This window comes from Kitasatospora sp. NPDC088861 (assembly GCF_044750105.1).
GTDB lineage: Bacteria > Actinomycetota > Actinomycetes > Streptomycetales > Streptomycetaceae > Kitasatospora.
The window spans coordinates 1-8621 of the sequence record NZ_JBIVJF010000060.1; the positions used below are offsets into that span (position 1 = coordinate 1).

Annotated in this window: 8 protein-coding genes and 4 pseudogenes; 10 read left to right on the forward strand and 2 right to left on the reverse strand. The window is 70.6% G+C overall.

The window, feature by feature from the left end; all coding sequences use genetic code 11:
* The 5 genes and pseudogenes from ACIP37_RS37485 to ACIP37_RS37505 form a co-directional block, all read left to right on the forward strand.
* Window positions 1–183 (forward strand): annotated as a pseudogene (locus tag ACIP37_RS37485) (2-oxoacid:ferredoxin oxidoreductase subunit beta); the annotation flags it as partial.
* Between the two features lie 55 nt (window positions 184–238).
* Window positions 239–1480, forward strand: a complete 1242-nt coding sequence (gene dxr / locus ACIP37_RS37490; RefSeq protein ID WP_400812564.1) for a 1-deoxy-D-xylulose-5-phosphate reductoisomerase — start codon at window positions 239–241, stop codon at window positions 1478–1480.
* Window positions 1477–2424, forward strand: coding sequence for a 4-(cytidine 5'-diphospho)-2-C-methyl-D-erythritol kinase (locus ACIP37_RS37495; RefSeq protein WP_400812562.1), 948 nt, complete (start codon window positions 1477–1479; stop codon window positions 2422–2424). The genes dxr and ACIP37_RS37495 overlap by 4 nt, the downstream gene beginning before the upstream one ends.
* A gap of 37 nt (window positions 2425–2461) precedes the next feature.
* Window positions 2462–2698: pseudogene (locus ACIP37_RS37500) on the forward strand (terpene synthase family protein); the annotation flags it as partial.
* A gap of 3 nt (window positions 2699–2701) precedes the next feature.
* The gene (locus ACIP37_RS37505; RefSeq protein WP_400812560.1) at window positions 2702–2986 is read left to right on the forward strand and encodes a hypothetical protein; all 285 of its coding nucleotides are present in this window, start codon (window positions 2702–2704) and stop codon (window positions 2984–2986) included.
* Between the two features lie 273 nt (window positions 2987–3259).
* Here ACIP37_RS37505 and ACIP37_RS37510 read toward each other — a convergent pair whose 3' ends face one another.
* A complete protein-coding gene (locus ACIP37_RS37510; RefSeq protein ID WP_400812558.1) occupies window positions 3260–3640 on the reverse strand; it encodes a hypothetical protein in 381 nt (126 codons plus the stop codon).
* Between the two features lie 32 nt (window positions 3641–3672).
* On the opposite strand from ACIP37_RS37510, the pseudogene ACIP37_RS37515 reads away from it, so the two are divergent.
* From ACIP37_RS37515 to ACIP37_RS37525, 3 genes and pseudogenes are all read left to right on the forward strand, one after another.
* Window positions 3673–3849: pseudogene (locus ACIP37_RS37515) on the forward strand (phophatidylserine decarboxylase associated domain-containing protein); the annotation flags it as partial.
* A 260-nt stretch (window positions 3850–4109) separates the two neighbouring features.
* A pseudogene (locus ACIP37_RS37520) lies at window positions 4110–4859 on the forward strand (phosphatidylserine decarboxylase); the annotation flags it as partial.
* Window positions 4790–6397, forward strand: coding sequence for a M4 family metallopeptidase (locus ACIP37_RS37525; RefSeq protein WP_400812556.1), 1608 nt, complete (start codon window positions 4790–4792; stop codon window positions 6395–6397). The pseudogene ACIP37_RS37520 and the gene ACIP37_RS37525, both read left to right, overlap by 70 nt.
* A gap of 439 nt (window positions 6398–6836) precedes the next feature.
* Here the strand turns inward: ACIP37_RS37525 and ACIP37_RS37530 are convergent, their stop codons facing one another.
* Window positions 6837–7148, reverse strand: coding sequence for a hypothetical protein (locus tag ACIP37_RS37530; protein ID WP_400812554.1), 312 nt, complete (start codon window positions 7146–7148; stop codon window positions 6837–6839).
* Between the two features lie 660 nt (window positions 7149–7808).
* Between ACIP37_RS37530 and ACIP37_RS37535 the strand changes: the two genes are divergently transcribed.
* Together ACIP37_RS37535 and ACIP37_RS37540 are read left to right on the forward strand one after the other, a co-directional pair.
* A complete protein-coding gene (locus tag ACIP37_RS37535) occupies window positions 7809–8132 on the forward strand; it encodes a hypothetical protein (RefSeq protein WP_400812552.1) in 324 nt (107 codons plus the stop codon).
* Window positions 8125–8454 carry a hypothetical protein gene (locus ACIP37_RS37540; protein ID WP_400812550.1) on the forward strand — a complete coding sequence of 110 codons (330 nt, stop codon included), beginning with the start codon at window positions 8125–8127 and terminating at the stop codon, window positions 8452–8454. The genes ACIP37_RS37535 and ACIP37_RS37540 overlap by 8 nt, the downstream gene beginning before the upstream one ends.
* The last annotated feature ends 167 nt before the right edge of the window (window positions 8455–8621 follow it).

Below are 8621 nucleotides of genomic sequence, written 5' to 3' on the forward strand. Positions count from 1 at the left end.
GCGCTCTCCCGGATCGCCGACGCCGACACCCTCCACCACACCCCGATCGGCGTCCTGCGCGACGTCCACCGACCCGTCTACGACGAGCTGATGGCAGGTCAACTTGCCATTGCTTCACAGCAGATGGGCACTGGCTGCCTCACCACGCTGCTCACCGGAACCGATTCCTGGACCGTCGCCTGAAGAGCAAGCACACCCGATCACCCCGGCACAGTACGAACAGACAGGACGAAGATCCATGGCAGTTCCCGGGACCCACGCCCCCATGGCCATCGCCGACATCCACCTCCCCGGTGATCCGCCGCTGGGGCGACGGGACGTAGCCGTCCTGGGATCCACCGGATCGATCGGCACCCAGGCCGTCGACGTGATCCGCCGCAATCCCGACCGCCTACGCGCCGTGGCACTGGCCGCGGGCACGCGCAACCTGCCACTGCTGGCCCAACAGGCCCTCGACCTCGGTGTCGAGACCGTGGCCACCTCCCGGCGCGAGGCCGCACCGGCCCTGCGCCTGGCCCTGAAGTCCCAGGCGAACGGACGGCGGCTGCCCCGCGTCCTGGCCGGACCTGAGGCCGCCACCCAGGTCGCGGCCATCGGCTGCCACCGCGTCCTGAACGGCATCAGCGGCTCGATCGGACTCGCCCCCACCCTGGCCGCCCTGGAATCCGGGGCACGACTCGTCCTGGCCAACAAGGAGTCCCTGATCGCCGGCGGCCCCCTCGTCCGAAGACTCGCCCGCCCCGGCCAGGTGATCCCCGTGGACTCCGAGCACTCCGCACTACTCCAGTGCCTGCGCGGCGGCCAGCGCCGCGAGGTGCGCCGGCTCATCCTGACCGCCAGTGGCGGTCCCTTCCGCGGCTACACCCGGAACCGACTCGACCGGGTGACGGTCGACCAGGCCCTCGCCCACCCCACCTGGAACATGGGTCCGCTGGTCACCGTCAACTCCGCGACCCTCATGAACAAGGGCCTCGAAGTCATCGAGGCCCACCTCCTCTTCGACGTGCCGCTGCCGCGCATCGCCGTCGTCGTCCACCCGCAGTCCGTCGTGCACTCCATGGTCGAGTACGCCGACGGCTCCACCCTGGCCCAGGCCAGCCCGCCCGACATGCGCATCCCGCTCGCGCTCGGCCTGGGCTGGCCCGACCGGATCCGCGACGCCGCACCCGCCTGCGACTGGTCCACCGCTGCCACCTGGGAGTTCTTCCCGCTGGACACCGAGACCTTCCCCGCCGTCTCCCTCGCCCGTCAGGCAGGCGACGAAGGCGGCCTCGCCCCGGCCGTCCTCAACGCCGCGAACGAGGAATGCGTCCGTCTCTTCCTGACCGGCCGCATCCCGTTCACCGCGATCGTGGACACCGTCCGCCGCGTCCTGCACGCCACCTCCCGCCCCGTCCCCAGCGCCGCCCTCACCCTGGCGGACGTCCGCAAGGCCGAATCCTGGGCCCGCACTCAGGCCAGGGAGCTGTCGACCACATGAACACGGCCACGCCTCCAACGCCCCGTAGCGTCACCGCGACGGCACCGGGAAAGATCAACGTCCAGCTCTCCGTAGGCGCCCACCGCCCCGACGGCTATCACGCACTCACCACCGTGTTCCTCGCCGTCGCACTCCACGACACCGTCACGGCCACACTCGCCGCCACCGGGCGAACCACCGTCACCGTCATTGGCACCGACGCACAACGGGTGCCGACGGACGCCACCAACCTCGCCGCACGCGCCGCACAGCTCCTCCGCGAACACCACGGGACCGACGCCGGAGTGGCCCTGCACATCACCAAGCGGATCCCCGTCGCCGGAGGCATGGCCGGCGGCAGTGCCGACGCCGCCGCCACCCTCCTCGCCTGCAACGCCCTGTGGAACACCCGGGCTACCCCTGCCCAACTCCACGCCCTCGCTGCCGAACTGGGCAGCGACGTACCCTTCGCCCTCCTGGGTCAGGCAGCTCTCGGCCAGGGCCGCGGCGAGATCCTCACCGACCTGCCCGTCACCGGCCCCCTCCACTGGGTCCTCGCCCTCGCCCACGGAGAACTCGCCACCCCGGCCGTCTACGCGGAACACGACCGCCTCCACACCCTGCGCACCGCCGACGCCCGCCTCAGGCCGCAACCTCCCGCCGATCCGGCCCTGCTCGCCGCGTTGAAGACCGGCGATGCCACCGCACTCGGCGCAGCGCTCGTCAACGACCTCCAACCAGCAGCCCTCTCCCTCCACCCCGCGCTGGCCGCCACCCTCCACACCGGAAGGACCGCAGGCGCCCTGGGTTCGATCGTCTCCGGCTCCGGCCCCACCTGTGCCTTCCTGACCGCGGACGCCCACACGGCAAAGTCCGTGGCCCGCGCCCTCGCCACCTCCAAGGCCGTCCGCCGCGTCCGCACCGTCAGCGGCCCCGCCCCGGGCGCGCACATCACCACCCGCTGAGCTGGGATTCAACAGCCTCGCGGCGAAGAAAGGTGCCATCGAGGCCACCCGCGAGATCTTCCGCGGCCGCCGGCCCGAGCGCTCGGACCTGCCCAACTGGACGCTCTACCAGCTCTGTAGCGAGCTCTTCGCCACCACGCCGGCAACCTGGCGCGACAGGTTCATCGAGCACAACGATCGCTGGCTCCGCAGCTACCTGTGGGAGACCGGCCTACCCGTCGAGGACCGCATCCCCGGCCTCGCGGAGTTCAAGGCCAACCGGCTGTGGGCCTCCGGCATGAGGCTGCCGGTCGACCGGACTCACGCCCAGTACCAGGCCGTGTGCCGGGACGCTCTCGCCGTCCAGCACCGGCTCCCGGCCATCATGGACGAACTCCAGCTGTCCCGGTCCGAGCAGGGCACCGCCTGGCGCTGGCTGGAAGCGGCGTACCACTGCATCGGCGGTGGCCTGGCCTGGCAACTGGAAACCAGACGCTACGACACCCCGACCGGCCCCGTCGACATCCCCGTCCCGGGGCTCAACCCCGTCCCGGAGCTCAACCCCGACCCTGCCGAAGCCTGACCAGGGAAGAAACTGGCCAGACTGACGACACGTCCATCATGCCAAGCCGTCCGGGAACCCATTCGACAGGTCGGCGGCCAATCCGATGGTGTTCCCCGACGCCGACCCGACTACGGCCTACCGCTCCCGGGAAAGGGGAACCCCCGGTGACATCCGCCGTCCCCGACATCGACCAACTGGACCCCACCCGGTCGCCTCCCTGAGCTCGCCCTGCCTCTCGGCAGATCCGGAGACGGAGATGCCTCAACCTGTTCTGTACACGGCTCTGCCCCGTCATCGGCGGTACCGAAGGCTGACTGACACGTCGGCCATCACGTGCGTGACGTCAACGGCCACCGTCATCCTTTCGAGTCCCTTTGGCGACGAACCGTGTTTCCTCGCCTGTTGCGAGGGTGAGACTCGCGAGGATCTCCACCTGGACGTGGTCGGTCGAATGCCAAGGAGACAGACATGCTCGGCGACCTCACCGGCGCCCTGATCGACGCCTGGTTGGCGGACCTCGCGGACCGGGCCCGGGACAAAAGGGAGTCGCACAGCCCCGCGGTCGTGACCCTCAAGAAGCTGATCGAGACCGACGCCGGCATCCAGCCGCTGGTGTCCGGGATGCTCGAACAGCTCCCGCGCGGCCTCCAGCCGGTCCACGGCGTCGAGCACCTGTTGCACTGTTGCAGTGCGTGGACCAGATCATCACCACCGCGCCCGAATACCGCGCCAAGCCCGAGGAACGGATCCTCTTCCCGCCGTCCGCGCTGTTCTCGAACATGTCGTTGACGAAGCCGGGCGAGATCCTCTTCCGCGCCCCGGCGTTCAACTCCGCCCGCCGGCAGATCCTCGCCGAGTGGTGCGTGTTCCTGGACGGCTCCGCGAGCCGCTACGTGCTGACCGAGGAGGACAACGACCGGCTGTCCCCGCACGCCGTCGAAAGCCACCGGCTCGACGATTACGCGATCCCCGACCGCAGCGCCGAGCACCGGGGCTTCGCGTCGTTCAACGACTTCTTCCACCGGAAGGCCAAGCCCGATCTCCACCGCCCCCACCGCCGTCCTCGCGCCGAGCAACTCCACCCTGATCCGCCACGAGCGGCAGGTCGAGAAGAACGCCGGTCTCACCCTCAAAGGGCCAGAGCTACTCCCTGGCGGATGCACTCGACAACAGCGCCTACACGGACCGGTTCGTCGGCGGCGACGTCCTCCATCTGCTGCTCCCCGCCACCGGCTACCATCGCTGGCACGCACCGGTCGACGGTGTGGTCCGGCACGTGGAGATCGTCCCCGGCCTGCTGTTCGGCACAGCCGGGCTCGACGGTTCGGGCCCCGCCGGCCAGGGGCCGTCGCTGGGCGGTGCGGCGGCGTCCAGCACCCGGGCCCTGGTGTTCATCGAGAGCACCGCTCCCCGCATCGGCATGGTCTGCCTCGCCGTCGTCGGCATCAGCGAGATCTCCTCCGTCACTCCCACCGTCCGCACGGACCAGGAAGTGAGGAAGGGCGACGAGCTCGGCCACTTCAGCTACGGCGGATCCTGCTGCTTCATGGCCTTCGAACCGGATGCCGACCTTGAGCCCGCGGCCGCACCCGCTGCCGACATCGCCCCGGAAGCCGCCCCCCGGTCGCCACCAACGCCCCCATCACCAACGTCAAGTAGCGGCCGGGGTCGCCGGGCCGCTCGTAGCCGCCTTCAGCCGGTTCCGGTGCTGGGGCACGACGACCCGGCCCCGGGCGGCAACGCCATCCGATGCCGGCCCGCGGGCCGGCACACGATCATGTGGACACGCACCGTGGCCCGCACGCACCGAGGAATCCCCCTTTGCAGCCTGCATCCCCCCATCACGGACGCCGTCGGCCCGCCCGGCTGGCCGCCGCCCTCGCACTCCTGACCACCCTGGCACTGACGGGCGCTCAGTCGACAGGAGCCGCCGCCCGCACACCCCCTGACACCTCGCAGACCCGAAGCGGCGCGCTGTCCCCGCAGGAACACGCCGAGCTCCTGAAGGAGGCCGCCCAGGCCGCCATCGCGACAGCGAAGGCGCTGAACCTGGACCCTCGCGAGAGCCTGCAGATCGACGACGCCACTCGTGACGCGGACGGCACGGTCCACTTCCGCTACAACCGCACCTTCGCCGCGTTGCCGGTCCTCGGCGGCGATCTGATCGTCCACCGCACCTCGCAGGGCGCCCTCACCGACACCCGCGCCCACCGGGCGCCGGTCAGTGTGCCGACCCTCACGCCCACGGTTCCGGCCGTCCAGGTGATGCAGTCGCTCCACACCACGGAGCTACCGCGCCTGGTCGTCTGGTCGGCCGCCCAAACCCCCGCGCTGGCCTGGGAATCCGTCCTGGACGGCACCCAGGAAGACGGCACCCCCAGCGAACGCCACATCGTGACCGACGCGACCTCGGGCACCCAGCTCTACACCTACGAGGCCGTGCACACCGGCATCGGCCAAGGCCAGTACAACGGCACGGTGCCCCTGGGCACCAAGCACAGCCTGTTCCGGTACGAGATGAACGACACCGCCCGCGGCGGCCACCGGACCTACAACCTGCACCACGCCTCCACCGGCCAGGGCGAACTGTTCACCGACCAGGACGACCGCTGGGGCAACGGCACCCAGAGCGACGACGAGACCGCGGGCGTCGACGCCCACTACGGCGCCGCCGCCACCTGGGACTACCTCCAGCAGGTACACGGGCGCACCGGAATCCGCGGCGACGGTGTCGGTGCCTACAGCCGTGTCCACGCCAGTGACAACTACACGAACGCCTACTGGGACAACGGCTGCTTCTGCATGACCTACGGCGACGGGCCCGGCAACGCCAAACCGCTGACCGAACTGGACGTGGCCGCACACGAGATGATCCACGGCCTGACCTCCGCCACCGCCGGCCTGGAATACCAGCGCGAATCCGGCGGACTCAACGAAGCCACCAGCGACATCCTCGCCACCGCCGTAGCCTTCCACACCGACAACCCCACCGACGTCCCCGGCTACCTCATGGGCAAACGCCTCAACCTCAACGGCAAGGGCACCCCGCTGCGCTACCTGGACCGACCCTCCCGGGACGGCCGCTCCCCCGACTACTGGTATGACGGCATCGCCGACATCGACGTCCACTACTCCTCCGGCCCCGCCAACCACTTCTTCTACCTGCTCGCCGAGGGCAGCGGCCCCAAGACCATCAACGGCATCGACTACGACAGCCCCACCATCGACGGCCGCACCATCACCGGCATCGGCCGCCTCGCCGCCGAACAGATCTGGTACCGGGCCCTGACCACCTACATGACCACCACCACCGACTACCACGACGCCCGCGCCGCCACCCTCCAAGCCGCCGCCGACCTCTACGGCCCCGGCAGCACCGCCTACGCAACCGTCGCCGACACCTGGTCAGCCGTCAACGTCAACAGCTGACACCAGCCCGCACACCGCACCCACGGCCAGCCGCTCAGGCGACACAGCGGTCCTGCCACAGCCCGGTCCGGGCAACGCGCCCCGGGAAGCAGCGCCGCCTCGCGCTTCCCCTGGAAACCGAGCCGTTCCACTGTGCCACGGGGCGGTTCACGCCGTGCCCCGCCCGGGCCTGGGGGGGTTGGCGGGGCACAGCGTGCGGTGCTCAGCGGTCGTCGCCGAGTTCCTGGTGCATCCGCGGCTGGTCGTCCTGCTCGTGGGTGGCATGGGGGAGCTCTACTGCCCTCGGTAGCCCGATCGGCTGACGCAACGTTGGGCCAGGGCTAGGAGCGTGGGTCTCTAACTGGGAGTGCGTGGGTGCGGATCTGGTGCCGTTTCGTGCTGCGGATCCGTAGTGCTGCAGCGCAGGCGGCGACGAAGATCATGGCGATGCCTGTGCCGGTCAGCACTTGGCGGGCCCCCAGGGCGGTGGTAAGGGGACGAGTTCCACGGCCACGGCCACGGCCGCGGGACGGGCCGCTGCCGGGTCGCCGCCGACGGCCCGGCAGGCCAGGAGGGTGAGGGCGGGGCGCAGGGCCTTGCCGTCGCCCTGGTGGTCGAGGTGGGTTCGGTCGTCGGTCCACCAGCCGAAGTGCAGTCCGGCGAGGTGACGGATGTGCGCGGGCAGGCGGTTGACCTGGGTGCGGATCAACGGCCTGACGGTGTCCGCGCTGTGTGCCAGGATGCGTTCGCAGTCGCGGGGTTCGTCGGACACCGGGCCTCGCCTTCGGGTGGCAGTGCGTCAGGATCGGGCGGGAGGTGGCGGGTCCGGCCGGGCACGACGGGTCCTTGCCGACCGCTTTCGTAAACGTTCAGCGCGATGGTCTCTATGCCAACAGATCCACAGCTGTCCCGGTACGGCGTGCGGCCCGGACATCGGAGCACGGCCGGCTCCGGCTCGCGCCCTCGTCCCGGCCTCCACTCCTACACCCGTCGCACCGCAGGTCGGTGGCCGCCGGAACCATGCGACGGGCCATCCCCTCCATGAACATCCCTGATGGGGAAGGCATTTGGGGCCGACGGCGCGCGCCTGGGTCCGGCACGGTCCCCGTGTCGACCGTCGCGCGGCCGACCCGGCGGCCCCGTTCCCGTCTTCGCGCTACCACCCGATCCCGCGGACTTCCCGCGGGTGTCGGGGCGGCGGGAAACGGTCACGGCCGGGGCAGCGGGCGCGTGTACGGCGCGCGCGGCACCGGCGGCCGGAACTCGTTGCCTCCCGAGCCCCCCGCACGCGGGGTTGCCACCGAGGTGCGTACTGGCGTGCACTCAGAGAACTGAACGCTTTCCGTCCGAACCTTCGGCCACCGACCCGGAGGATCGCGGGCGATCAGGCCTTCTCGCGTGCTCACACCCCAGCAGTGAGGAACACCCCCTCATGAGTGAGTCCCGGCCGCGACGCGGCATCATCCAGTCCCTGCGCACCATCGTCGACGACGCCAAAGAGATCGCCGACGAACTCATCGAGCGCGCGGCGGAGCTGGAGTGCAACCTCCGTGACGCCATCATCGACCTGCTGGAGGAGAACGACCCGTTGAAGGAGAACACGGGGGGCAAGCCCTCCGATGACACCCCTCGTCGCCCTGCGGGTGGCGGGGGCGAGAGAGACGAAGGGGCGGAGCTGGCGGGCCTGCGGGCGGAACTGGCCGCCCTGCGGGAAGAGCTCGCCCGCCTGTCCAAGGCTTCGCCGACACATGACTGACCCGAAGAACCACAACGGGGTCGGCAGTGCCGGTGTGTCCAGCCCGCCGACCGACGCGGAGGTGGAACGCCAGCTGGTCCGGGCAGAGAACGGGCTGCTGGTGGACGCGCTCACCTACCGGCCGGTCTCCCTGGCCGAGCTGGCCGACGACGTGCGCAGCGGTCTCCGGTTCCGGGCCCGGGACAGCAGCGGCGGCGAGTGCACCTACCAGGTCCTCGTCCAGGCACTCCTCGCCACACTCGTGCCCGGGCCGACAGCGGGCGCAGCGGAACTGTTGTCCGCCGCCGTCCGCGACGGCCTCCCGACCGGCCGGACCACGTAGGACACCGGACAAGAGACAGACGAAACGGCACCGGGCAACCGGGGGGAAAGCCGGGGCAACGCGGCTCTCTCCTTGCTCGACGCGCTGTTCCCGGTATCGGCCCGTGCGTGGCCGCCCTGTCTCTGGAGGCTGTGTGTCCGCTCGTGCGCTCTACGTCTCGGGGGTCC